General features: G+C 71.4%; 21 protein-coding genes and 3 tRNA genes. 16 read left to right on the top strand and 8 right to left on the bottom strand.

Annotation, left to right across the window (positions count from 1 at the left end; translation table 11 throughout):
- The first annotated feature begins 48 nt into the window (after positions 1-48).
- Complete coding sequence (gene treZ / locus BM288_RS04075; protein ID WP_092916068.1) at positions 49-1,797, top strand: malto-oligosyltrehalose trehalohydrolase; 1,749 nt, start codon at positions 49-51, stop codon at positions 1,795-1,797.
- 79 nt (positions 1,798-1,876) lie between these two features.
- Here the strand turns inward: treZ and BM288_RS04070 are convergent, their stop codons facing one another.
- A complete protein-coding gene (locus BM288_RS04070; RefSeq protein ID WP_092916066.1) occupies positions 1,877-2,260 on the bottom strand; it encodes a DUF2568 domain-containing protein in 384 nt (127 codons plus the stop codon).
- Positions 2,261-2,413: 153 nt separating this feature from the next.
- Here BM288_RS04070 and BM288_RS04065 point away from each other — a divergent pair, with 153 nt between their 5' ends.
- On the top strand, positions 2,414-3,433 hold the full coding sequence (locus tag BM288_RS04065) for a hypothetical protein (RefSeq protein ID WP_092916064.1): 1,020 nt from the start codon (positions 2,414-2,416) through the stop codon (positions 3,431-3,433).
- A 237-nt stretch (positions 3,434-3,670) separates the two neighbouring features.
- Here the strand turns inward: BM288_RS04065 and BM288_RS04060 are convergent, their stop codons facing one another.
- Positions 3,671-4,996 carry an ISL3 family transposase gene (locus BM288_RS04060; RefSeq protein WP_092916062.1) on the bottom strand — a complete coding sequence of 442 codons (1,326 nt, stop codon included), beginning with the start codon at positions 4,994-4,996 and terminating at the stop codon, positions 3,671-3,673.
- A gap of 107 nt (positions 4,997-5,103) precedes the next feature.
- Entirely contained in the window at positions 5,104-5,415 is a 312-nt protein-coding gene (locus BM288_RS04055) for a putative quinol monooxygenase (RefSeq protein ID WP_003941073.1), read from the bottom strand.
- Positions 5,416-5,522: 107 nt separating this feature from the next.
- Here BM288_RS04055 and BM288_RS04050 point away from each other — a divergent pair, with 107 nt between their 5' ends.
- Together BM288_RS04050 and BM288_RS04040 are read left to right on the top strand one after the other, a co-directional pair.
- A complete protein-coding gene (locus tag BM288_RS04050; protein WP_092916060.1) occupies positions 5,523-6,464 on the top strand; it encodes a GlxA family transcriptional regulator in 942 nt (313 codons plus the stop codon).
- Between the two features lie 468 nt (positions 6,465-6,932).
- Positions 6,933-8,672: an HNH endonuclease signature motif containing protein gene (locus BM288_RS04040; protein WP_092916058.1), complete on the top strand. Its 1,740-nt coding sequence runs from the start codon at positions 6,933-6,935 to the stop codon at positions 8,670-8,672.
- Between the two features lie 79 nt (positions 8,673-8,751).
- On the opposite strand, the gene BM288_RS04035 is transcribed toward BM288_RS04040, so the two are convergent.
- A complete protein-coding gene (locus BM288_RS04035) occupies positions 8,752-9,756 on the bottom strand; it encodes a GlxA family transcriptional regulator (RefSeq protein WP_092916249.1) in 1,005 nt (334 codons plus the stop codon).
- A gap of 115 nt (positions 9,757-9,871) precedes the next feature.
- Here BM288_RS04035 and BM288_RS04030 point away from each other — a divergent pair, with 115 nt between their 5' ends.
- The 8 genes from BM288_RS04030 to BM288_RS03995 all read left to right on the top strand — a co-directional run bounded on the left by BM288_RS04030 (position 9,872) and on the right by BM288_RS03995 (position 17,856).
- Entirely contained in the window at positions 9,872-10,150 is a 279-nt protein-coding gene (locus BM288_RS04030) for a hypothetical protein (protein WP_092916056.1), read from the top strand.
- Between the two features lie 100 nt (positions 10,151-10,250).
- Positions 10,251-10,439, top strand: coding sequence for a hypothetical protein (locus tag BM288_RS04025; RefSeq protein WP_092916054.1), 189 nt, complete (start codon positions 10,251-10,253; stop codon positions 10,437-10,439).
- A gap of 61 nt (positions 10,440-10,500) precedes the next feature.
- Complete coding sequence (locus BM288_RS04020) at positions 10,501-11,991, top strand: amidohydrolase (RefSeq protein ID WP_092916052.1); 1,491 nt, start codon at positions 10,501-10,503, stop codon at positions 11,989-11,991.
- Between the two features lie 237 nt (positions 11,992-12,228).
- A complete protein-coding gene (locus BM288_RS04015) occupies positions 12,229-14,418 on the top strand; it encodes an acyl-CoA dehydrogenase family protein (RefSeq protein ID WP_092916050.1) in 2,190 nt (729 codons plus the stop codon).
- A 186-nt stretch (positions 14,419-14,604) separates the two neighbouring features.
- Positions 14,605-15,723 carry a fatty acid desaturase family protein gene (locus tag BM288_RS04010; protein ID WP_092916048.1) on the top strand — a complete coding sequence of 373 codons (1,119 nt, stop codon included), beginning with the start codon at positions 14,605-14,607 and terminating at the stop codon, positions 15,721-15,723.
- A gap of 77 nt (positions 15,724-15,800) precedes the next feature.
- Entirely contained in the window at positions 15,801-16,406 is a 606-nt protein-coding gene (locus BM288_RS04005; RefSeq protein WP_092916046.1) for a 1-acyl-sn-glycerol-3-phosphate acyltransferase, read from the top strand.
- A gap of 67 nt (positions 16,407-16,473) precedes the next feature.
- The gene (locus tag BM288_RS04000) at positions 16,474-16,932 is read left to right on the top strand and encodes a pyridoxamine 5'-phosphate oxidase family protein (protein ID WP_092916044.1); all 459 of its coding nucleotides are present in this window, start codon (positions 16,474-16,476) and stop codon (positions 16,930-16,932) included.
- 243 nt (positions 16,933-17,175) lie between these two features.
- Complete coding sequence (locus BM288_RS03995) at positions 17,176-17,856, top strand: NADPH-dependent F420 reductase (protein WP_092916042.1); 681 nt, start codon at positions 17,176-17,178, stop codon at positions 17,854-17,856.
- 100 nt (positions 17,857-17,956) lie between these two features.
- Here the strand turns inward: BM288_RS03995 and BM288_RS03990 are convergent.
- The 3 genes from BM288_RS03990 to BM288_RS03980 all read right to left on the bottom strand — a co-directional run bounded on the left by BM288_RS03990 (position 17,957) and on the right by BM288_RS03980 (position 18,294).
- A tRNA-Phe gene (locus BM288_RS03990) sits at positions 17,957-18,029 on the bottom strand.
- A 72-nt stretch (positions 18,030-18,101) separates the two neighbouring features.
- Positions 18,102-18,179 (bottom strand) — tRNA-Asp (locus BM288_RS03985).
- Between the two features lie 42 nt (positions 18,180-18,221).
- Positions 18,222-18,294, bottom strand: a tRNA-Glu gene (locus tag BM288_RS03980).
- Positions 18,295-18,520: 226 nt separating this feature from the next.
- Between BM288_RS03980 and BM288_RS03975 the strand changes: the two genes are divergently transcribed.
- Positions 18,521-19,918, top strand: coding sequence for a M23 family metallopeptidase (locus BM288_RS03975; protein WP_143103009.1), 1,398 nt, complete (start codon positions 18,521-18,523; stop codon positions 19,916-19,918).
- A gap of 101 nt (positions 19,919-20,019) precedes the next feature.
- Here the strand turns inward: BM288_RS03975 and BM288_RS03970 are convergent, their stop codons facing one another.
- Positions 20,020-20,565: an inorganic diphosphatase gene (locus BM288_RS03970; protein WP_092916038.1), complete on the bottom strand. Its 546-nt coding sequence runs from the start codon at positions 20,563-20,565 to the stop codon at positions 20,020-20,022.
- 47 nt (positions 20,566-20,612) lie between these two features.
- Between BM288_RS03970 and tilS the strand changes: the two genes are divergently transcribed.
- The 3 genes from tilS (at position 20,613) to hpt (ending at position 23,101) form a co-directional block, all read left to right on the top strand.
- Entirely contained in the window at positions 20,613-21,605 is a 993-nt protein-coding gene (tilS, locus tag BM288_RS03965) for a tRNA lysidine(34) synthetase TilS (protein ID WP_092916036.1), read from the top strand.
- Positions 21,606-21,750: 145 nt separating this feature from the next.
- The gene (locus BM288_RS03960) at positions 21,751-22,458 is read left to right on the top strand and encodes a hypothetical protein (RefSeq protein ID WP_092916034.1); all 708 of its coding nucleotides are present in this window, start codon (positions 21,751-21,753) and stop codon (positions 22,456-22,458) included.
- 91 nt (positions 22,459-22,549) lie between these two features.
- Positions 22,550-23,101 (top strand): hypoxanthine phosphoribosyltransferase, encoded by a 552-nt coding sequence (gene hpt / locus BM288_RS03955; RefSeq protein ID WP_092916032.1) that lies wholly within the window; start codon positions 22,550-22,552, stop codon positions 23,099-23,101.
- The last annotated feature ends 4 nt before the right edge of the window (positions 23,102-23,105 follow it).

Below are 23,105 nucleotides of genomic sequence, written 5' to 3'. Positions count from 1 at the left end.
GCACGGGGCACCCAGCCGCCGCCGAGCGTCCGGCGGCAGACTGGCCTCATGGCCGAGCAGCACGAGTACCGAGTCTGGGCGCCGGGCGCCGAGCGGATGCGCGTGGTCGCCGCAGACGCGTCCGTCGAGATGGCGCGCGAGGACGGCGGCTGGTGGCACGCCGTCGCCCCCGCCGGCGACTACGGCTTCCAGGTGGGCGACGACGACGGCGTGCTGCCGGACCCGCGCTCGCGACGCCAGCCGCACGGGGTGCACGAGCGCTCCCGCGTGTGGGACGCATCCGACCACGACTGGGACGACGCCGACTGGACCGGGCGGCCGATCGCCGGCGGCGTGCTGTACGAGCTGCACGTCGGCACCTTCACGCGCGAGGGCACCCTCGACGCGGCGGCCGAGCGGCTCAGCCACCTGCTCGAGATCGGTGTGACGCACGTCGAGCTGCTGCCGGTGAACGGATTCAACGGCACGCACAACTGGGGCTACGACGGGGTCGCCTGGTACGCCGTGCACGAGGGCTACGGCGGCCCGGCCGCCTACCAGCGCTTCGTCGACGCCGCGCACGGCGCGGGGATCGCCGTGGTGCAGGACGTGGTCTACAACCACCTCGGCCCCAGCGGCAACTACCTGCCGCGCTTCGGGCCGTACCTCTCGAGCGAGGGCCGCTCCACCTGGGGCGAGCACGTGCACCTGGCCGAGCCGGAGGTGCGCCGGTACATCCTCGACAACCTGCGCTTCTGGTTCGAGGACATGCACGTGGACGCGCTGCGGCTCGACGCCGTGCACGCACTGCACGACGTGCGCTCGAGCGAGCACGGCGAGACGCACATCCTCGAGGAGATGGCCATCGAGACCACCGCGCTCGCGGCCCACCTGGGCCGCCCGCTCGAGCTCATCGCCGAGAGCGACATGAACGACCCGGTGCTCATCACCCCGCGCGAGGCCGGCGGCTGGGGGCTCGACGCGCAGTGGTCGGACGACTTCCACCACGGCCTGCACGTGGCGCTGACGGGCGAGACGCACGGCTACTACGAGGACTTCGCGTCGCTCACGGCGCTCGCCAAGACGCTCGAGCGGGGCTTCTTCCACGACGGCACGTACTCCTCCTTCCGGGAGCGCGACCACGGGCATCCGATCGACACCGACCGCTCGCTCGCGTGGCGGCTGGTGGTGAGCGCGCAGAACCACGATCAGATCGGCAACCGCGCCCGCGGCGACCGCATCACCGAGGCGCTCACCGAGTCGCAGCTGCTGTGCGCGGCGCTGCTGCTCTACGCCGGCCCGTCGACGCCGATGCTGTTCATGGGGGAGGAGTGGGCGGCCTCGACGCCGTTCCAGTTCTTCACCTCGCACCCCGAGCCCGAGCTCGGCCGGCTCACGGGCGAGGGGCGACTGGCGGAGTTCGAGCGGATGGGGTGGGACGAGTCGGTCGTGCCCGACCCGCAGGATCCGGCGACCTTCGAGCGCTCGAAGCTCGACTGGAGCGAGGTGCGCCGCGAGCGGCATGCGCGGGTGCTCGACGGCTACCGTCACCTGGCGTCGCTGCGGCGCGAGCTGCCGGCGCTCACCGATCCGCACTGGAGCCACAGCAGCGTGCAGGTGTTCGAGGAGGCCGGCGTGCTGCGGCTCGTGCGGGGCGGCTCGGAGGTCGATGCCCCGGTCGAGGTGGTGATCAACTTCGGCGACAAGCCGCAGTCCATCGCGGTGGAGCGCACCCACCTGCGCTTCCAGACGCATCCGGATGTCGCCTTCTCGGGTGAGCTCTCGCTGCCACCCGGCAGCGGCGCGCTGCTGACCTGAGGCGTTCGGCGCTGCTCGCGCGGCGCTGCTGACCCGCGGCGTTGAGCGCTGCTCGCGCGGCGCTGCTGACCTGCGGCGTTCAGCGCGGCTCGCGCGGCCCCCGGATCGCCTCGAGCGTGTCGCGTGCCGACTCGGTCCGCGCGACCCAGAGGAGCGCGGCGGCGACCACGGCGAAGGCGATGCCCGCGGCTACCTGCTCGGTGAGCACGAGCGTGAGGGCGGCGCCGCCGAACACGAGCACCTTCACCGTCCACTTGACCCAGTCCGGCGCATGCGACTTCGGCGAGGCGAGCAGCGCCCAGAGCGCTGCGATCGCGGCGAACGCGCCCACCGCGCCGATCGCGCCGGCGGTGTCGCCCCATTGCGCGCCGATCGTCCAGCCCCACATGGCCAGGATCAGCCACGCGAGCAGCTCGACGACGAACAGCGCCGCGAGGATGAAGAGCACTGCCGGTCCGCGCATGCGACCAGGATCCCACGGCAGGTGGCGCACTGCCGCGCGCCGGGGTGCCCGACGATCGGCCGCACGCCGGCGTGCCCGACGAACTGCCGCGCGCCGGCGTGCCCGACGAACTGCCGGGGCGCCGGTGCGCCCGCGGGCGGCTACCGTTGACGCGTGACCCAGACCGTCGGCGAGCTCGACTTCCCCCTGCACGGCTTCCTCGAGACGCGGCGCGGCCCGATCGTCGAGATCGCACTCTCCGCCACGCCCACCGGCCTGGCCCGCACCTACGTGCTGGTGCCCGAGGGCGCCGGCGAGATCCCGCCGGGCATCTACAGCACAGCCGTCAAGCAGGTCGTCGACCTCGACGAGGACTTCGGCTGGGTGGTCGAGCTCGAACTGGAGCCCGAGGCCAAGGACGCCGAGGTGCGCACCGACACAACCCTCGACGACGAGTGGGAGTCAGACGAGCGCGACCTGCTGATCGCCTCGATGCCCGACCGCTTCCTGCAGGAGGCACCGGCAGAGCGCGAGGGCGACGCGCCCGTGAACCCGTACGGGCTGTGGGCGATCGACGAGCAGGGCGTGCCGTTCCGCGTCGAGGCAGAGCTCGACGAGGAGTCGGGCGGGCTCATCGTGGAGGCGGCGACGCGCTTCGGCAAGGCGCTGCACCCCTGGACCTACGGTGCCGTGCGCGCCGACACGCTCGCGATCGAGCAGCACGCGCTTGACGCCGACGACGCGCTGCTCGAGCTGCAGCTGTTCGTCTTCGACGGCAGCGACGACCGCGAGTACCAGCGCTGGCAGGTCGGCACGCGACGCGCCCTCGAGGCCGCGGCGACGCATCCGCTGCCCGCCTTCGAACCGGGCGCGTGGATGCGGTGGCTCACCCCCGTGGGCGGCGGCGCCCCGGTCGCGTTCAGCGGCTTCCTCGAGCCCGAGAAGCGGGTGATCGAGCTGCAGCCGGTGATGTCGCAGGAGCCGGCGTGGGCAATGGGCCGCGTGCTGACGATCCCGCGCGAGCGGCCAGACCAGGAGTACGAGGCGAGCCGTGAGGTGACCGTCTACGGCAAGCCGTTCAAGGAGCTGCGCTCGTCGGTCGCGAAGATCCAGAAGCGGCCCGCGACGCCGGTCGGCCGCTTCGTGCTCGAGGCCGAGGGCTACATGCCCGAGGGCTGGAGCGGGCTGGGCTGATCACACGCCGCTCGCTCGAGGCCGAGGGCTACATGCCCGAGGGCTGGAGCGGGCTGGGCTGATCACACGCCGCTCGCTTCGGGCCTCGCGTGCTCGCGCGCGCTCACGTTCTCCGCGCGCTCGCGCTCCTTGCGACCACAGCGCCGCTCGCGACCGTCGCGCGTGAGACGGCGTCCGCACCGTTCTCCACAGGCGCTTCGCGCCAGCCGCGCCGTGTGGGTGGCATCATCTAGTGGCTCATCCCAATCGGGGGTGTAGGAGTTGGGGTCTGAAGCCGCCGGTCTCGAGCAGGCTTCGGGCGATGTAGTTGGTCAGGTTGCGGAACCCGAGTGCGGAGCCGCGCAGGTGTTCGAGCCGTCCGTTGAGTGCCTCGGTCGGCCCGTTGCTGGTGCCGGGTCGTTCGAAGTAGGCGAGCACGTCGGCGGCTCGCTTCTTCAGGGTCCGGCCCAGGGTGGTGAGCTCGGTGAGCACCTTGGGGACGCCGGCGCTGAGGTCGGTGATCAGCTTCTCCATGAGCTCGCGGCCGCGTTGCCGGTCCTCGTGGCGATAGGCGGCGATCATCCGCTGGTAGACACCCCAGGTCGCCTCGACCTCGACGTGAGCGTCATCAACGAACAGCGCGCGTAGCCTGTCGCTCTGCTTGTCGGTGAGCAGGTCCGAACCGGTGTGCAGCGTGCGCCGCGACTTGTAGAGCGGGTCGTCCCTGAACCCACGGTGCCCGTGGATCGCGAGTTGGACCCGGCGCCGGCACCTGTCGAGGGCGTCACCGGCCAGGCGCACGACGTGGAAGGGAGCCATCACCGTGACCGCGTCCGGGATCTCCTCTGCAGCGGCGGTCTTGAACCCGGTGAAGCCGTCCATCGCGACCACCTCGACCGCGTCACGGAAGGCGTCGTCGCGGTCGGCGAGCCAGGTCTTGAACGCCGCCTTCGACCGGCCCTCGACCATGTCCAGCAGCCTTGCTGGGCCGGCGCCATCGCGGACCGGGGTGAGGTCGATGATCACGGTGACGTACTTGTCGCCACGCCTGGTGTGGCGCCAGACGTGCTCATCGACGCCAATGACCTTCACGCCCTCGAACCGCGTGGGGTCGTTGATCAGCAGCCGCTTGCCTTCGGCCAGGACCGCGTTGTTGGCGGTGTCGCACGCGACCCCGAGTCCCTCGGCGACACGGGCGACGGTGAGGTGTGCGACCACGATCCCTTCCAGCGCCCACCGCAGCTCGGTGCGCGAGAGCTTCGCGCGTGGCTCCGCCGCGGCGTTGGTGTCTTGGCGCCACACGTGTCCGCAGTCTGCACAGCGGTAGCGACGCACTACAACTTCCAGCACGGTCGGTCGCCAGCCCAGCGGCTCGTGGGCCAACCGCCGGATCACGGTGTCACGAGCGGCGCCTTCGCTGCCGCACCGCCGGCACGACTGATCTGGTTCCACCACGCGGCACGCGAGGACCGCACGATCCGGTTCAAGTCGTTGCCCGATCACCCTCAGACCGAGGCCGTCGAGTCGAGCGAAGGCGGTCAGGTCAGGGCGGCCGAAGCCGGGCGGCGGGGTAGCGTCGGGCACGTCGAGGTCTTTCCGATGGATGGCGTAGGAACCTCCATCGTCGGGAGACCTCGACGTCTATCTGCGGACCGACTCGGCGGGGCGCGATCGTCTCGTGCGTTGGCGGACTACGGGAGCTTGGACGCGAGGACGTCGGCCGCCAGGATCTCGGGTGCTGCGCCGAGGAGGTGCTGGTTGGCCATCAGGGCTGCGACGATGGCGCCGTTGGCGTGGGCGTCGCGAGCGGCCTCGTCGGGGAATGCATCGAAGATCCAGAAGGTGTCGGCGTGGGTCCTGACCGCGAACCAGACAATCGTTCCCACTTCTTCGTTGGCGAGTGCGACAGCGCCGGCGAGCAGATCTGCGAGCGCGTCGTGCTGTCCATCGGCCGCGACGATCTTGGCGACGAAGGCATACGGAAGTGATGCGGGTGTGGACATGAGGGGTTCTCCTTGACGTCGGGGTTCTTCGTGGGGCGAGTTCAGCGTATGACGAGCGAGGGCCGGTGGGGAGTGGCGTATACGGCAGTATTGCTATTGTTTACGTCATGCGTATCGGACTGATCGCGATCGACGGCTGCTTCGGTTCGGCTATCGCGTCGATCATCGACATCGTGCGGGTGGCCGACGGAGCCCGCGGCGATGTCGACCCGCGGATCGACCCGATCGAACTCGCCATCCTCGGACCGAAACGGCGAGTGACCACGACGGCATCGATGACCCTGTCGGTGGACCACCCGCTGCCGGAGTCCGGAGAGTTCGACGTGGTCGTCGTCCCTGCGCTTGGAACCCTTACGGCCGCCGCTACCAACGACGTCCTCCAGAGCCGAGATGCTCGTTCGGTCATCGCCTCACTCGGGCGCCTCGACGAGGCGACCACCCGGATCGCCGCGGCGTGCACCGGCGTGTTCGCCGTCGCCGAGACCGGACGGATGCATCATCGGCGGGCGACGACCAGCTGGTTCCTGGGGCCGGAGTTCCGGAAGCGCTATCCGACCGTCGCCCTCGATCTCGACACCATGGTCGTGGTCGACGGGAACCTCGTCACCGCCGGCGCCGCCTTCGCCCACATCGACCTCGCGCTCTCACTCGTGCGATCGATCAGCCCCGACCTGGCCCAACATGTCGCCAAGCTCCTCATCATCGACGAGCGCCCGTCGCAGGCGGCTTTCGTCGCCTATGAACATCTCCGGCACGAGGACCCGATCGTCGTCGAGTTCGAACGCTTCGTGCGCGCCAGCCTGGACGAACCGTTCAACGTCGCCTTCGTCGCGCAGTCGCTCGGCACCAGCCGGCGCACCCTCGAACGACGAGTCCGTGCGGCGCTCAACCTCACTCCGCTCGGCTTCGTCCAACGGCTTCGCACCGAACGAGCTCGACACCTCTCAGCAACCACGGACCTCACCTCCGCCGAGATCGCGCTACGGGTCGGCTACGCAAACGCCGAGACTCTGCGCTCCCTCCTGCGCAGGGAGCGACGCCGTTCCTGACCTATCGCCATGCCTGTAGCTTGTGTCCTAGCGCTCGGTTGGAACCACCTCTCAGCACGTCGCGTCGACGCTCCTGCGTCGCCCCTGGACTACCCACTCGACACGCCCGCAGCACAGCCCATGTGACGTGCCCCGGCTTCCCGGACGGTCGGGGTTGGGTGGCTGTGATGTCGCTGCGTTCTCGTCGAGAGGGTCAGCAGACCCGATCAGAGCCGATTGGGATGAGCCGCGAAGGCGGTTAGGTCAGGGCGGCCGAAGCCGGCCGGCGGGGTAGCGACGGGCACGTCGAGGTCTTTCGGATGGATGGCGTAGGAACCTCCATCGTCGGGAGACCTCGACGTCTATCTGCGGACCGACGCGCCCGGCCGACCTACACCTTCATCTGGGAAGAGCCCATCTAGTCTCTGTTCGTACAGACGTTCGAAGGCGAGGCACCCGGCCGACACGGCGGGATCGGAGGAGTCGACGATGACGAGGATCGAGCAGGCGGCGACCGCAGTCGCGGCCGCGCAGGCTGCGTTCGCCGATGCCGTCGCGCTCGAGTCCGCTCCCGAGGCAGAGATCGCCGAGCTGCTGACGCAGACCGCTGCGCTGGCTCGCCTCGTCCAGGCGCAGCAGGTGCGGCTGGCCGGCGCGATCGACGCCCGCTCCCTCGGCTCACCCGAGACCGACCTGTGCCGCAAGCTCGGCAAGGCGAGCGCGAAGGAAGCTGTCGCCGCGGCCTTCGGCATCCGCGCGCGTGAGGCGCAGGAGCTCCTGTCGATGGCTCGCTCGACCGCTCGCGGCGTCAGCATGACCGGCGGCGACATCGAGATCAAGTACCCGAGCGTCGCGACCGCGCTCGACGCGGGCGAGCTGTCGCTGTCGCAGGCTCGCGCGATCGTGCGCACGCTGGAGCCGGCGGCGCCGCGCGCCGACCTCGAGCAGCTCGCCTGGGCCGAGCGCTGCCTCGTGGATGCCGCACTGAACCCCGAGCAGCCACTCGCCCCGGAGCTGCTGGTCGACCAGGCACGACTCTTCGCCGCGGTCATCGATCCCGACGGAGTGCTGCCGAACGGCGAGCGGCAGCAGGCGATGCGCTCGCTCAAGCTGTGGCAGCGCCCCGACGGCATGTGGCCTGTCGAGGGGCTCTTCACGCCAGAGGCGGGCTCTGAGCTGAAAGCCATGTTCGACGCGCTGAACGGGCCTCGGGTGCGAGTGCGATTCCGCGACGACGCCGACAGTGTCGAGCAGCAGGAGCCGGTCGACGACCGCTCGCCTGAGCAGCGACGCCACGACGCGTTCCTCGGCATCGTGCGGGCGCAGGCCGCGTCGGGCAAGGCGCCCATCGCCGGCGGCGAGGTGCCGCGGCTGGTCTTCAACGTCACCGAAGAGGCCTACGAGGCCTACCGTCGGGGTCTCGAGCACCCTGACCGCACGCTGCAGATCGAGCACACGGGTGCGCTGGTGCCGATCGAGACCGTCGACCGGCTGATGTGCGATGCGCTGGTGCAGCGCGCAGTGGTCGATGCGCGCGGTGCAGTGCTCGACCTGGGGCGCACGAAGCGCGACTTCAACCGCGCTCAGCGCCGAGCCTTGGCTGCGCAGTACGGCGGCTGTGCCAACTGCCGTGCACCCGCCTCCTGGTGCGAGGCGCACCATGTGCTCTGGTGGGTGCGAGGGGGACCGACGGATCTGAAGAACGGGATGCTTCTCTGCAGTCACTGCCATCACGAGGTGCATGCCGGCCGGCTCGTCGTCGTGGGCGAGCCCGGCGATTGGCGCGTCGTCGCGCAGCTGCGACCGCCGGATCGCTACGTCCGCGGCGTCCGGGGAGACCAGCGGCCCGGGATCGCAGCGGCACCGGGAATCGGCGCACTGGCACGGGTCGCGGTGCAGCGTGGCGCGCTCGCATCCGCAATGCGCGGCACTGAGCCCGTCGTCGCCGACGCGGGCCGGTCGCAGTCGCCGGCCGGCACCGGCATGCTCGCCTCCGACGCCGCGCCGAGCCTGGCCATCCGCATCCGCGATGCGGCGCCGAGCCGCACTCGCGACGCGGCGCCGATCCGCATCCCCGATGCGGCGCCGAGCCGCGCTCGCCGACCGCGCACGTCGGCCGGCGTGATCGAGCAGCGGCTGCGGCGGCGACTCCGCGACTGCCAGCGACCCGGACCACCCAGGCTCGCGGTCGACCATCGGCCGCCGATCCCGGTGGTGCTGCGGCACTGAGCAGCGACGCTGCACAGCCATGTCCGGGCCATCCCACGGGTCTGCGGTCGCAATGCACCGACCGCACGCGCGGCGGCGATCAGTGCCGCGCGACCACGGTTTCGGCGACGGGCTGGGGATCGGGCTCCGGGCAGGCGAAGCGCCGGCGATACGCCGAGGGCGAGACGCCCAGCTGCCTGGTGAAGTGATGGCGCAGCAGCGCGGCCTGTCCGAAGCCCGACTGCTGCGCCACCGCATCCAGGCCCAGGTCTGTTGCCTCGAGCAGCTGCTGCGCGCGCTGCACCCGCTGCGAGGTGAGCCAGGCGGCCGGCGTCGCGCCGAGCTCGTCGCGGAAGCGACGCGCGAACGTGCGCTCCGAGAGGTTCGCACGGCGGGCCAGCGCCGCGACCGAGTGCTCCTCGTCGAGGTGCTCGACCATCCAGTCGATGAGCGGCGCGAGCGTCTCGGCGCGCTGCTCGGCGACCGGGCCGATCGCGAACTGGCTCTGACCGCCGTCGCGCAGCGGCGGCACCACCATCGAGCGCGCGATGGTCGCCGCGACCTGCGCCCCCTGCAGCTCGCGCACCAGGTGCAGCGCCGCATCGATGGCGGCCGCGGTGCCCGCGCTCGAGGTGATCGGTCCGTCGTCGACCCAGAGTGCGTCGCGCTCGACGACCAGCTGCGGGAACTCCGCCGCGAGCGCATCGGCGTGCGCCCAGTGGGTTGCCACCCGGCGTCCCTCGAGCACGCCCGCGCGGGCGGCGACGAACGCGCCGGTGCACATTGTCAGCACCCGCGCGCCGCGCTCGACCGCGCGCTGCAGCACTCTGGCCACCGGCACGCTGCACTCGACGTCGGCGCTGCACTCCTCGTACGGGGTGACGATCACGACGTCGGCCTCGTCGGCGAAGCCGAGGCCCTCCTCGACCATCACGGGCAGGCCGAGGCCGCCGGCGACGCGCACCGGCCCGGGCGTGGGCGTCACCACACGGAAGTCGTTGCGGGGCACGCCGCGGTCGCTGCGGTCGGTGCCGAAGATCTCGGCGGCGACGCCGAGCTCGAAGATGTTGACGTCGTCGTCGACGATGCAGGCGACCTTCAGCATGGAACCCTCCTCGTTGCCGACCAGGATCCGCGCCGACAGCAAGTGGCGGAATCTTGTCGAGCATTGTCTATCCTGCCACTGGTGGCAGGAACTTCGCAAGCGCAGACTTTCTGCCATGGACATCGCACTCATCGCACTGATCGTCGTCGGCGGGGCAGCAGTCACCGCCACCCTCGTGGCACTCGTCCGTCAGCGGGCTCCACGAGTGGCCACAGATCCCTCGCGACTCGCGCTCCTGCGCGACCGCTTCGCCGACCAGGAGGAGCAGCGGCACCACGCCGAGCTCGTCGCGCGCGTCGCGGCCGAGAGCGATGCGCGCGACGTCACGATCGCTCCGCAGCGCCGGGATCCTCGCGACCCGACTCCCGAGCGCATCTGGGCCGGAGCCTTCTGATCCACTTGCGCGCCGTCGGCCACCCGGCCGACGGCGCGCCGCCCGGCACCCGGACAACTCGCCTCTGGCGCGGCCATCGACGCGGGCGCATGATGGCCGCATGGAACCTGCATGGGGCAGCCAGCTCGCTGCCATGGACCCCACGTGGCTCGCCGTCATCGGCGTCATCAGCGCGCTCGGCGCGATCAGCAGCCTGGTCGTCCTCGCGCGGCAGCACGCCCCGAGGGCGAGCATCATCCCCGACCGCGTCGCTCGCCGCCGCGAGCCGGGGCGTGCGATCGCGCATTGACCGCCGCGAGCCGGGGCGTGCGATCGCGCATTGACCGCCGCCCGCCGGTAGCGTTCGGAGCATGCGCCTTGCGAACATCCGCCTGCTCGCGAGCACGGCCGATCAGTCACTGACCGACCTCGACATCGTCGACGGCGCCATCGAGCGCGTCAGCCCCGCCGGCTCCACGCCGTCGGCGGGCGAGCGGCACGACCTCGAGGGCGCGACGGTCATCCCCGGACTGTGGGACGAGCACACGCACATGGGCCAGTGGGCCCGCCACCGCACGCGCCCCAGCGTGCTTGAGGCAGGCAGCGCCGACGAGGCGTCGGTCATCGCCCGCGACGCCGCCCGGGCGCACTCCGGCAGCGATCCGCTGGTGCTCGTCGGCATGCGCGACGGGCTCTGGCCGGCGGCGCCCACGCGTCGCCAGCTCGACGACGCCACCGGGGCCGTTCCCACGCTCATCGTCTCGAGCGACGTGCACAGTTCCTGGCCGAACTCGGCGATGCTCGCGCGCCTGGGCATCGAGTTCGACGGCCCGCTGCTGCGTGAGGAGGCCGCCTTCGACATCCTGCAGGTCATCGAGCGGATGCTCGATGCCGACCGGCTCGACCGTCACGTCGTCGACGCACTGGCCGCCGCGGCCGCGCGGGGCGTCGTCGGGGTGGTCGATCTCGAGTTCAGCGACGCGGTCGGCGCCTGGCAGCGGCCCGGCAGGGCGACCCCGGTGCGGGTCGAGGCCGGCATCTACCAGCACGACCTCGACCTGGCCGAGGAGCGCGGCCTGCGCACGGGCGACCCGATCGCGGGCACCGCGCGCGTCGGCCGCTTCAAGGTGATCACCGACGGATCGCTCGGGACCCGCACGGCGTGGACGGCGCATCCGTATGACGACGGGCTGGGCTCGGTGGGCCGCGGCGTGCGCAACGAGGACGACCGCGATCTCGATCGGCTGCTGGCACGCGCGGGCCGGCTCGGGCTCGGCGCCGCGGTGCACGCCATCGGCGACGCCGCCGTCAGCGCCGCGATCGATGCCTTCGAGCGCGCGGCTGCCACCGGCCGCGTGACCGCCGACGACCGCATCGAGCACGCGCAGCTGGTGGCGGAGACGGACATCCTCCGCATGGCCCACCTGGGCCTCACTGCCTCGCTGCAGCCCGAGCACGCCCTCGACGACCGCGAGCTGACAGAGTCGCTCTGGAGCGACCGTGCGGGTGATGCCTACCGCATCCGCTCGCTGCTGGACGGCGGCGTGCGCGTCGTGCTCGGCTCCGACGCGCCCGTCACCCCGCTCGACCCCTGGCGGGCGATCGCCACCGCGGTCACCCGCACGCGCGGCGACGAGCGGCCGTGGCAGCCGGAGGAGGCGATCGCGCTCGAGCAGGCGATCGGCGCCTCGGCGCGCACCCGCATCGCCGCGGGGGAGCCGGCCGACCTCGTGGTGCTGGCGGATGCGCTGCCGAGCGCCGACGAGATCGCCCACGCGCCGAACGCGGCGGCCGGGCGTCTCCGGGCGGCGGCGATCTCGGCCACCCTGATCGCCGGCGAGGTCGTGCACGGCTCGCTGTAGGACCGGCCGCGGCTCCCGGTTCCGCGGGTGGCGCGCTCCCGACTCGGCCGCCGCTGCCGTGCGCATCCGACAGCGGATCGGCAGTCCGATTGTGCCGATCGCACAACCGGCATCGGCGACGGCGCGCGCTCGACTGTGCGGTCGGTCACGCAGCCGTGCGCCCGGCCGACGACCTGCCTACCGTGGTGATGCACCTGTCGCAGGTGCCGCATCCGCACGTCTGTCCGAGGGGGACCCATGTCCGACACGAACCGCACCCGACGCCAGCGCAGCGAGGAGCCTCGCATGCACGGCAGGGTCGACGTCGACTGGCTCGGCCGCGACCTGCGCGGCGACTGGAGCGAGCAGCGGATCCGAGCCCTCAAGAAGGTCGCCGACCCGCGCTACCAGCGCATCGACGACCTGACCATGGCCGACCACCGGCAGCGCACGCTCGAGCAGGTGCAGCTGCTGGTCGACGACGGCGCCGTGCTGGCAGCCTTCCCGAAGCGGCTCGGCGGCGCCGACGACCACGGCGGCAACGTCGCCGCCTTCGGGCAGCTCGTGCTCGCAGACCCGAGCCTGCAGATCAAGGCTGGCGTGCAGTTCGGCCTTTTCGGGGCGGCTGTGCTGCACCTGGGCACCGAGCACCACCACGACACCTTCCTGCCGCCGATCATGCGCTTCGAGGTGCCGGGCGCCTTCGCCATGACCGAGACCGGCCACGGCTCGGACGTCGCCTCGATCGGCACGACCGCGACCTACGACGAGACCACCGAGGAGTTCGTCATCCACACGCCCTTCCGCGGCGCGTGGAAGGACTACATCGGCAACGCCGCCCTGCACGGCAAGGACGCGGTGGTCTTCGCCAAGCTCATCACCCAGGGCGTCGACCACGGCGTGCACGCCTTCTACGTGCCGCTGCGCGACGAGACCGGAGCGTTCCTGCCCGGCCGGGGCGGCGAGGACGACGGCTACAAGGGCGGCCTGAACGGCATCGACAACGGCCGACTGCACTTCACGCACGTGCGCGTGCCGCGCACCAACCTGCTGAACCGCTACGGCGACGTGGCGGTCGACGGCACCTACTCGAGCCCGATCGACAGCCCCGGGCGCCGCTTCTTCACCATGATCGGCACCCTCGTGCAGGGGCGCGTCTCGCTCGACGGCGCCGCGGTCGTCGCGCAGGAGGCGGCGCTCGCCATCGCCATCCGCTACGGCGCCGAGCGCCGGCAGTTCAACGCCTCCAGCGAGACCCAGGAGGAGGTGCTGCTCGACTACCGCCGCCACCAGCGCCGCCTCTTCACGCGCCTCGCGAAGGCCTACGCCCAGGCCTACGCGCACGAGCGGCTGCTCGCGCAGTTCGACGGCGTATTCTCGGGCCGCACCGATACCCCGGAGGAGCGCGAGGATCTCGAGACCCTCGCCGCCGGTCTCAAGTCGCTCTCCACCTGGCAGGCGCTCGACACGCTGCAGGAGGCTCGCGAGGCCTGCGGTGGTGCCGGCTTCATGGGCGAGAACCGCCTGGTGCAGCTGCGTGCCGACCTCGATGTGTACGTCACCTTCGAGGGCGACAACACCGTGCTGCTGCAGCTGGTGGGCAAGCGACTGCTTGGCGACTTCGCCAAGCAGTTCAAGGGTGCCTCGAAGGGCGACATCGCCCGCTTCGCCGCGGACCAGTTCTTCGAGCGTGCCACGACGCTCGTCGGTCTGCGCACCCTGGGCCAGGACGTGCGCGACCTGCGCAACGTGAAGAAGTCGTCGCTCGCCCTGCGCGATGCGGACACGCAGCGCGACCTGCTCGAGGACCGCGTCGAGACGATGGTCGCCGACATCGCCGGCCGACTGCGCCACGCCCCGAAGGACCAGGCGAAGGCGGCCGCCGCGTTCAACGCAGAGCAGCACCAGCTCATCGAGGCCGCCCGCGCCTGGGTCGAGCTGCAGCACTACGACGCGCTCGCGGCAGCGGTCGACCGCGCGCCCGAGGCGACGAAGAAGGTGCTCACCCACGTGCGCGACCTCTTCGCCCTCACGATCATCGAGGAGCACGCCGCCTGGCATCTCGAGAACGGTCGCCTCTCGGGCGCCCGCTCGCAGGCGGTCACCTCGACGATCGAGCGGCTGCTCGGCAAGCTGCGCCCGCACGCGCTCGACCTGGTGGCGGCCTTCGGCCTCGGCGACGAGCACCTGCGCTCGCACATCGCCACCGGCGCGGAGGGCGTGCGCCAGGCCGAGGCGCAGGCGCACTACGACGCGCTGCGTGCCTCGGGCGAGCTGCCGGTGCCGGAGAAGCGCGCGAAGGCCAGCAACCCGGAGGCGCAGCCGATCGCGACCGCGGGGGCCGCGCCGCTCGCCCCGTCCGAGTTCGACGACGTGGCAGACGAGTCGGTCGATGCGGGGGCGGATGCGGCTGACGCCGGCCGGGGTGCAGAGGTCCCGATCCGCTGATCCCCGCCACGCCGCAGGAAGGCCCGGTCCGCATTGCGGGGCCGGGCCTTCTCATGCACAACCCCTAGGGCGTATGCGGCTGGCCGCATTGCGTACGGCATACGCTGAAAGCATCCGGGGTCCCGACCACGCAGTTCGGCGGGCCCTCCACGGCTGGGAAGTCGCCGATGACCCCAAGGGGGCCGCATGTCCACGATGACCGCACCAGCGGTGACGCACGGAGCGCTGCGCACCACGATCAAGGCATCCGAGCGCTCCGAGGAGGAGCGCCGCGCCGACTTCCGGGTCGTCGCGAAGGCCGTGCGCGACGCCGGCCTGCTCGAGCGGACCGTGGGCTTCTACGCGTGGCTGATGGTCGGCCTCGGCGTCGCGCTGGTCGGCCTGCTGGTCGGGGCGTTCCTGCTGGGCGACAGCTGGTTGCAGCTGCTGATCGCAGGCGGCCTCGGCATCGTCATGACGCAGATCGCCTTCATCGCGCACGAGGCCTCGCACCGACAGGTGCTGAAGTCCGGCCCCGCCAACGACCGCCTGGGCCGCATCCTCGCCGCCGGCGTCGTGGGCATCAGCCACCAGTGGTGGATGACGAAGCACTCCCGCCACCACGCCAACCCCAACCAGATCGGGCGCGACCCCGACATCGACATCGACACGATCTCGTTCCTGCCCTCGGACGCCAAGAGGGCCCGCGGTCTGCAGCGCTGGGTCACGCAGCGCCAGGGCTGGCTGTTCTTCCCGCTGCTCACTTTCGAGGGCGCCAACCTGCACGTGCGCTCGATCGCGACGCTGCTCGAGCGCCGTCCAGTCGTCGGCCGCTGGCTCGAGCTCGGCCTCATCGCCGCGCGCTTCGCCGTGCTCATCACCTTCCTCTTCCTCGTCATGCCGGCCTACATGGTGCCCGCGTTCCTGGCCGTGCAGCTGGCCGTGTTCGGCGTCGGCATGGGCGCATCCTTCGCGCCGAACCACAAGGGCATGCCGACCGTCAGCCGTGACGCGAAGCTCGACTTCTTCACCAAGCAGGTGCGCACCTCCCGCAACATCCGCGGCTGGGGCATGAGCGCGCTCATGGGCGGTCTCAACTACCAGGTCGAGCACCACCTTTTCCCGAACATGGCGCGCCCGCACCTGCGCAAGGCGAGCGAGATCGTCCGTCTGCACTGCGCGACCCACAGCATCCCCTACACGGAGACCGGCCTGGTCGGTGCCTACGCATCCGTCATCGCGTACCTGAACCGCGTCGGCCTCGCAGCCCGCGATCCGTTCGACTGCCCGATGCTGTCGGCGCGGCGCATCGAGGCGCGTGCGTGACCGATGCCCGGGACGGGCGTCGGCGCCGAGGAGGCGGCGGAGACGCGCAGGCCTCGCCGCACTCCGCTCCACCGCGGATGCCGGTCCGCCGCGCGCTCGCGCGACTGCACTGGGCGCTCAGTCCCTGGACGCTCGTTCGTGAGCAGCCCGCTCACCACGGTCCGCGGCTGCTGATCGGCGCACCCCACACGTCGAACCGCGACTTCGTGCTCATGCTCGCGATCTCGTGGGATGCGGGACTCGCGGTGCGCTGGCTCGGCAAGCGCGAGCTCTTCGGCGGCCCGTTCGGGCGCGTCATGCACTGGCTCGGCGGCATCCCGGTCGACCGCGATGACCCCTCCGGGCTCGCCGACCGCGTGGTCGAGCTGGCACGCACCGACCCGCGCGCCGCGATCGTCGTCACGCCCGACGGCACCCGCAGCTCGAGCCAGTGGCGCAGCGGCTTCTACCGCATCGCCTACGAGGCGGACGTGCCGGTCACGCTCGGCTTCGTCGACTCGGTCACCGGCACCACCGGCCTCGGGCCGACCATCTCGCTCACGGGTGACGTGCCGGCCGACATGGATCGCATCCGCGCCTTCTACGCCGGCAAGCGCGGCATCATCCCCGAGCGCACCACCGAGCCGCGGCTCGCCGACGAGGCTGGGCTGGCCGAACGGCTCGCTGCCGAGGGGCGACGCTGAGCTGACAACGGCCTTGGCCCAGGCCCGCCCCCTGGCGCGGGCGCCGCAGCAATGCGAGCATGAAGCCATGAGCCAGCATGCAGGGCGCGAGAGTCCGGTCCACGAGATCAGCGAGGACGAGTGCGTGAAGCTGCTCGCCGCGTTCGAGTTCGGGCGCATCGCCTTCCGCGTCGGCGACCTGCTCGAGGTCTTCCCGATCAACTACCACTCGGCCGGCCGCGAGATCACCTTCCGCACGGCGCCGGGCACGAAGCTCGCCGGCGTGCTGATGGCCGACGACGTGGTCTTCGAGATCGACAACATCGGCGTCAAGGAGGCCTGGAGCGTCATCGGGCACGGCCGGGCGCGTCGGCTGGAGGCGCGGGACGAGATCGAGGCGGCCTCGGCGCTGCCGATCCATCCGCTCATCCCGACGGTGAAGCGCGAGTTCGTGCGCATCGACCTCACCCGGCTCTCCGGGCGCCGCTTCCACCGCTGGGCCGAGCCGGACCCCGACAGCGAGCCGGTGGTCGACTCGACCGATTGACGCTGGTCGACTCGACCGATTGAAGCGTGCTCGAGCGCGCCCAGAAGCCGTCGGTGCGCGCGATCACGGCGTCGGGCGCACCCTCGACGCTCAGCGTGATCACGCCGGCGCGCTGCCCGTTCTCATCCCCAGCGGTAGCGCATGGGTGGAGGATAGGGGGTCGGGATCGGCAGCGCCCAGCGCGGGAATGCGTCCAGCCGGCCCACTGTTGTCAGACACCAGAGCCAGTCAGGGGAGTCACGCATGTCGCAGCAGGTCGAGTCGATCGCCGAACGCAGCGAGCCATCGGCCGAGACGCTCACGGTCGCCATCCTGGGCGCCGGCAAGATCGGCACCGTGCTCGCCAAGCTCTCGCTCGCCGCCGGCCACCGCACGCTCGTCGCAGGCTCGGGCAGCCCCGCGCGCATCCGGCTGATCGTCGAGTACCTCGCGCCCGGCGCAGAGGCGATGGTGTCGGCGGATGCGGCTGCCGCAGCCGACGTGGTCATCCTCGCCCTGCCGCTCGGGCAGTACGACCGGCTGCCGGTGGAGCAGCTCGCGGGCAAGCTCGTGATCGACGCCATGAACTACTGGTGGGAGACCGACGGCATCCGCGACGAGTTCACCGACCCTGAGCGGTCGACGAGCACGATCGTGCAGGAGTTCCTGCCCGCCTCGCGGGTCGTCAAGGCCTTCAACCACATGGGCTACCACGACCTCGCCGACTGGCCGCGGCCCGCCGGGCACCCGCAGCGCCGCGCGATCGCGGTCGCGGGCGACGACGTGCGCGACGTCGAACTGGTCGCGGGTCTCGTCGACGACTTCGGCTTCGACCCGGTCGTGCTCGAGTCGCTGGACGCCGGCCTGCACCTGCAGCCGGGCTGGGCCGCGTTCGGCGCGAACGAGGACGCCGAGACGCTGCGCGGTCTCATCGCGACGGCCTGACGCATCCGTCGACCCCGAGAGCGCGGGCTGCATCGGCGTGTCTTGAGGCTCAGGAGTGCCGCGGGAACAACGAAGCCCCCGCTGAACGGGGGCTTCTCCGTGGCTCCGACGGGCGTCGATCCCGTGACCTCACGATTTTCAGTCGTGCGCTCTACCAACTGAGCTACAGAGCCGGACTCCTGCGAGCCTGACGGGCTCTCGCCCGCCCTTGCACAAGACCCTCTCTCTCGAGAGGGCCTCAGGCATGGCGACCCTGACGGGACTTGAACCCGCGACCTCCGCCGTGACAGGGCGGCGCGCTAACCAGACTGCGCTACAGGGCCTAACTGGTAGAACCCATCGTACAGACCAAAATCCGTACTGAGTGACCCCAACGGGATTCGAACCCGTGCTGCCGCCGTGAAAGGGCGGTGTCCTAGGCCTCTAAACGATGGGGCCGTATGCCGAAGCATGCGACTACCGAGGAGAAACGTTACAGGACGGGTACGGCTGGTTGCAAACCGGGACGAAATCGCGACACGCCCGCCTGAAGTTCTGCTGAACAAACCTTCAGGTGGAACATGAAAGTTGGTAGCGTGAGCCCGATTGTGTCGTGACGAACGCGGTGAGCTGGGTGCACGATGGTGGACGAAGCGGCGATCTGACGCTGCGAGACGGGAAGACCATGGCTTTGCCCGACCGGCAGACACGTGCCGAGCGAGCCCCCTCGCGCGGTCGCAGGCTGCGCCTGGGCATCGCCGCGAGCCTCGCCGTCGGCGCCATGCTCGCCACGCTGGTCACGCCGGGCGTGCCGAGTGCGCAGGCCGTCGACGAGTACGGCTTCCCCACCTGGGCAGAGGTCGAGGCCGCTCGCGGGAACGTCACCGCCAAGAATCAGCAGATCAGCGACATCCGTGCCCTCATCGCCCAGCTCGAGACCGATGCCGCCGACGCGCAGGCGCTCTCCGATCAGCGAGCCGCCGAGGCGATCGAGGCGCAGCGCGTCTACGACGAGGCCGTCGCCGTCGCCGAGCGGCTGCAGGAGCAGGCCGACGAGGCGACGGAGCGCGCCGAGCAGTCGCAGCTCGCAGCCGGACAGCTCGCGGCGCAGCTCGCGCGCTCCGGCGGCACCGGTGACATGAGCGCCGAGCTCTTCGCCAACCCCGGCTCGGCCGACACCTGGCTGTACCGGCTCGACATGATCGACCGGGTCGCCGGTACGGCGGACACGCTCTACGAGCAGGCGCAGCAGGACGCGAACACGGCGCAGTCGCTGCAGGACCAGGCCGCGGTCGCCCGCGATGCGCTGCAGGAGCTCAAGGAGGCCGCCGACGCCGCGCTCGTGGCCGCGCAGGAGGCCGCCGCCGCAGCGCAGGCCGCCGTCGTGGCGCAGCAGGAGCACCGCGTCGAGCTCGAGGCGCAGCTCGAGGTGCTGATCGAGAACCGGGCAGCGACCGAGGACGACTATCAGGCGGGCCAGCGGCACCGAGCCTGGCTGGCCGAGCAGGAGCGGCAGCGCCGCATCCGCGAGGCCGCCCAGCGCGAGGCCGCGCGGCAGGCCGCCATCGCCGAGCAGCAGCGGCTCGCAGAGGAGGCCGCGCGCAACAACGCCGGCAGCGGCGGCGGCGGGAGCGGCGGCGGCACCACGGTGCCCGTCACGCCCCCCGCGAGCAGCGGCTGGGTCACCCCGCACTACGGCCGCTTCACCTCCGGCTACGGCTGGCGCAACGACCCGGTCGGCACGCTGGGCCGCAAGCTGCACGCCGGCATCGACATCGCGGCCGGCTGCGGCACCCCGATCTACGCGGTCGCGGCGGGCACCGTGACGCTGCGCTCGTACGACATCTACGGCGCGAACATGCTGTACATCAACCACGGCGGCGGCGTGCAGAGCGAGTACTTCCACATGATCAGGCCCGCGCACGTCTATCCGGGCCAGCGTGTCCGCGCCGGCCAGGTGGTCGCCTACGAGGGCTCGACCGGCCACTCCACCGGCTGTCACCTGCACTTCCAGCTGCGCGTCGGCGGCACGCTCACCAATCCGGAGTCGTTCCTGAACGCACGGGGCGTGCGCCTGCGCTGAGGCCGCGGCGCCCGCGACGGCGACCCGACGCATCCGCCATCGGCAACGCGAAGGGGCGGGACGCACCGTGTGCGGCCCCGCCCCTTGTCGCGTGCTCCGGATCAGTCCGTGACGTCGCGGCCGCCCTCGGGCTTCTCGACCGGCTCGTCGGTCTCGTCGCCGTGCGCCGCGTCGAAGGCCGCGAAGCCTGCCTGCACGGTCGCCTCGGCGGCGTCGACGCCCTCCCAGCCGCCGAGCTTGGCCCACTTGCCGGGCTCGAGGTCCTTGTAGTGCATGAAGAAGTGCTCGATCTCGTTCCGGATCTGCTGCGGCACATCCTCGATGTCCTGGATGTGCGACCAGCGCGGGTCCTTCTCGAGCACGCAGATGACCTTGGTGTCGATACCGCCGTCGTCCTCCATGTTGAGCTGGCCGACGGGCCGCACCTTGACGAACACGCCCGGCGGCACCGGGTACTCGAGCAGCACCAGCGCGTCGACCGGGTCGCCGTCGAGGCCGAGCGTGCCCTCGAAGAAGCCGTAGTCGGTGGGGTAGACGAAGGTCGTGAAGAGCACGCGATCGAGGTACACGCGACCGGTCTCGTGATCGAGCTCGTACTTGTTGCGGCTCCCCTTGGGGATCTCGATGACGACGTCGTAGGCGGCCAACGGCGGCTCCTTCTCGTGGGGGTGGGGAATCGGCATAAGGTTACTTCATGCCCGAAAACGAGCGCCGACCGCGGCTCACCCCCGCCGTCGCCGACGTGCGTCGGGCCGTGCGCGAGGCGACGGATGACGTGCCGGCGGGCTCGCTGCTGCTGGTGGCGCTCTCGGGCGGCGCCGACTCGCTGGCGCTCGCAGCCGCAACCGCGTTCGAGGCCGAGCGCGCCGGTCTGCGGGCCGGTGCCGTCATCGTCGACCACGGCCTGCAGCCGGGCAGCGCGGAGATCGCCGAGCGCGCGGCCGCGCAGGCGCGAGAGCTGGGGCTCGACCCCGTGCGCATCCTCGCCGTGCAGGTGGCGCCCGACGGCAGCCCAGAGGCGGCCGCCCGCCAGGCGCGCTATGCGGCGCTGCTGCAGGCGCGCAAGGAGGAGGGTGCCGTCGCCGTGCTGCTCGGCCACACCCTCGACGACCAGGCGGAGACCGTGCTGATCGGCCTCGCCCGCGGGTCGGGTGCCGAGAGCCTGTGGGGCATGCACCCGCGCATCGGCTTCCTCCGGCGGCCGCTGCTGCAGGTGCGTCGCGCCACCACCCACCAGGCGTGCGCCGATGTCGGCATCGCGCCGTGGCACGACCCGCACAACGACGACGACCGCTTCCTGCGCGTGCGCGTGCGCCACCGGGTGCTGCCGATGCTCGACGACGTGCTGGGCGGCGGTGTCGCGCTCGCCCTCACCCGCACTGCCGACACGCTGCGCGAGGACGCCGAGGCGCTCGCCCACTTCGCACAGGAGCAGATCCTCGACCTGGTCGAGCACGCAGAGGGCGGCCTGTCGCTCGACGCGGGCGCGCTCGCGGCGAACCCGCCGGCCCTGCGCCAGCGCATCATCCGCCTCGCCGTGCAGAGCGAGTTCCACACCGCGCTCTCGAGGCAGCAGACGCTCGAGGTCTCGCGCCTCGTCACCGACTGGCACGGGCAGGGCCCGATCCACCTGCCCGGCATCCGCGTGAGCCGCGAGGGCCGCAGACTGGTCTTCGTCGCGGCCTGACGCACGGTCGATCGTTGCCGGATCGTTGCTGCGCGCACGCTTGTGCGGTGCGGAGCCCTGCGATCCTGAGACGACGGTGACGGATGCGTCGCCGCACCTGAGCAGAGGGGCCGCGATGCGCGCTCGACCGAGAAGGGCGGCCGCGATGGCTGCCGCTGCGATGGTGCTCGCCCTCGGCGCGTGCGCCGCCCCCACGGCGGAGCCGAGCGCCCCTACGGCGACGACCGTGGCCAGCGCGGCCGCCGGACCAGCGTCTCCCGCGCCGACGGCGACGGCCGAACCGACCGCATCCGACGACCCGATGGCCGGCTGGCAGGCGGTGGAGACGAGCGACGGGCTCTTCCGCTGGCGCATCCCGGTGGACTGGAGCGTCGTCGACGAGAGCTTCGAGGCGGAGGACGACCTCGGCCACGTCAACGCGATCACCGTCGTGAGCGACATCGGCCAGGAGCTCGCCTACTTCGGCAGCGCCTACTACGGCGACCGCGGCGGGGCGTGCGACGACTGGGACGGCGACGGCACGACGATGGTGCCCGGCCAGCTGCACGCAGATGCGATGGCGCTCGGCGGCGACGGCCGCGTCGTCGCGTACACCGCGCAGCGTGTCGAGGATCGCTTCGACTTCGTCGCGGGCTTCACGATGGACGATGTCGAGGACGACCGCGTGCCGTGCCTGGGGTACTTCGACGTCCCGGTGCCCGACGACCACCCGTTCACCTCGTTCAGCACCACCCACGATCGGGCCCTGTGGGAGGTCGCATCCTTCGCTCAGGGCGCGGCGTACGCGGAGACCGAGGAGTTCGACGAGCTCTTCGCCATGTTCCGCTCGCTCGAGCTGCTGCAGGAGCGGTGACCGCCCGACTGCGTCCGGCGGCCATCGCGGCGCGCCGTCGAGCGCGCCGGTAGGTTGGTCGCACCGCACTGCCGACCGACCAGGAGCGCCCATGGACTTCCAGCACGTCGAGGCCGACCTCGCCAAGACCCTCATCACCGAAGAGGAGCTGCACGCGAAGCTCCAGGAGCTCGCGCGCCAGATCGAGACCGACTACGAGGGCAAGGATCTGCTGCTGGTCGGCGTGCTGCGGGGCGCGGTCATGGTGATGGCCGACCTCGCGCGGGCGCTCAACCGCCACATCGAGATGGACTGGATGGCGGTTTCGTCCTACGGCTCCGGCACCGTCTCGTCCGGCGTCGTGCGCATCCTCAAGGACCTCGACAGCGACCTCTCGGGCCGCAACGTGCTCATCGTCGAAGACATCATCGACTCGGGCCTCACGCTCTCGTGGCTGCGCGGCAATCTCGAGTCGCGCGGCGCTGCATCCGTCGAGATCTGCACGATGCTGCGCAAGCCGGATGCACTCAAGGTCGAGGTCGACGTGAAGTACTGCGGCTTCGACATCCCGAACGAGTTCGTCATCGGCTACGGCCTCGACTACGCCGAGCAGTACCGCAACCTGCGCGGCATCGGCGTGCTCGCCCCGCACGTCTACGAGTGAGGTG

The organism is Agrococcus baldri, assembly GCA_900114805.1.
Lineage (GTDB): Bacteria > Actinomycetota > Actinomycetes > Actinomycetales > Microbacteriaceae > Agrococcus > Agrococcus baldri.
Note: the sequence above shows the minus strand (reverse complement) of the source record. Positions and strands in the feature narration are given on the sequence as shown.

What these genes read in the sequence shown, in the direction of transcription:
- treZ (WP_092916068.1), top strand. Translation starts at nt 49, where the DNA reads ATGGCCGAGCAGCACGAGTACCGAGTCTGGGCGCCGGGCGCCGAGCGG.
- BM288_RS04070 (WP_092916066.1), bottom strand. Translation starts at nt 2,260, where the DNA reads ATGCGCGGACCGGCAGTGCTCTTCATCCTCGCGGCGCTGTTCGTCGTC.
- BM288_RS04055 (WP_003941073.1), bottom strand. Translation starts at nt 5,415, where the DNA reads ATGTCCACACCCGCATCACTTCCGTATGCCTTCGTCGCCAAGATCGTC.
- BM288_RS04050 (WP_092916060.1), top strand. Translation starts at nt 5,523, where the DNA reads ATGCGTATCGGACTGATCGCGATCGACGGCTGCTTCGGTTCGGCTATC.
- BM288_RS04040 (WP_092916058.1), top strand. Translation starts at nt 6,933, where the DNA reads ATGACGAGGATCGAGCAGGCGGCGACCGCAGTCGCGGCCGCGCAGGCT.
- BM288_RS04035 (WP_092916249.1), bottom strand. Translation starts at nt 9,756, where the DNA reads ATGCTGAAGGTCGCCTGCATCGTCGACGACGACGTCAACATCTTCGAG.
- BM288_RS04030 (WP_092916056.1), top strand. Translation starts at nt 9,872, where the DNA reads ATGGACATCGCACTCATCGCACTGATCGTCGTCGGCGGGGCAGCAGTC.
- BM288_RS04025 (WP_092916054.1), top strand. Translation starts at nt 10,251, where the DNA reads ATGGAACCTGCATGGGGCAGCCAGCTCGCTGCCATGGACCCCACGTGG.
- BM288_RS04020 (WP_092916052.1), top strand. Translation starts at nt 10,501, where the DNA reads ATGCGCCTTGCGAACATCCGCCTGCTCGCGAGCACGGCCGATCAGTCA.
- BM288_RS04015 (WP_092916050.1), top strand. Translation starts at nt 12,229, where the DNA reads ATGTCCGACACGAACCGCACCCGACGCCAGCGCAGCGAGGAGCCTCGC.
- BM288_RS04010 (WP_092916048.1), top strand. Translation starts at nt 14,605, where the DNA reads ATGTCCACGATGACCGCACCAGCGGTGACGCACGGAGCGCTGCGCACC.
- BM288_RS04005 (WP_092916046.1), top strand. Translation starts at nt 15,801, where the DNA reads ATGCCGGTCCGCCGCGCGCTCGCGCGACTGCACTGGGCGCTCAGTCCC.
- BM288_RS04000 (WP_092916044.1), top strand. Translation starts at nt 16,474, where the DNA reads ATGAGCCAGCATGCAGGGCGCGAGAGTCCGGTCCACGAGATCAGCGAG.
- BM288_RS03995 (WP_092916042.1), top strand. Translation starts at nt 17,176, where the DNA reads ATGTCGCAGCAGGTCGAGTCGATCGCCGAACGCAGCGAGCCATCGGCC.
- BM288_RS03975 (WP_143103009.1), top strand. Translation starts at nt 18,521, where the DNA reads ATGGCTTTGCCCGACCGGCAGACACGTGCCGAGCGAGCCCCCTCGCGC.
- tilS (WP_092916036.1), top strand. Translation starts at nt 20,613, where the DNA reads ATGCCCGAAAACGAGCGCCGACCGCGGCTCACCCCCGCCGTCGCCGAC.
- BM288_RS03960 (WP_092916034.1), top strand. Translation starts at nt 21,751, where the DNA reads ATGGCTGCCGCTGCGATGGTGCTCGCCCTCGGCGCGTGCGCCGCCCCC.
- hpt (WP_092916032.1), top strand. Translation starts at nt 22,550, where the DNA reads ATGGACTTCCAGCACGTCGAGGCCGACCTCGCCAAGACCCTCATCACC.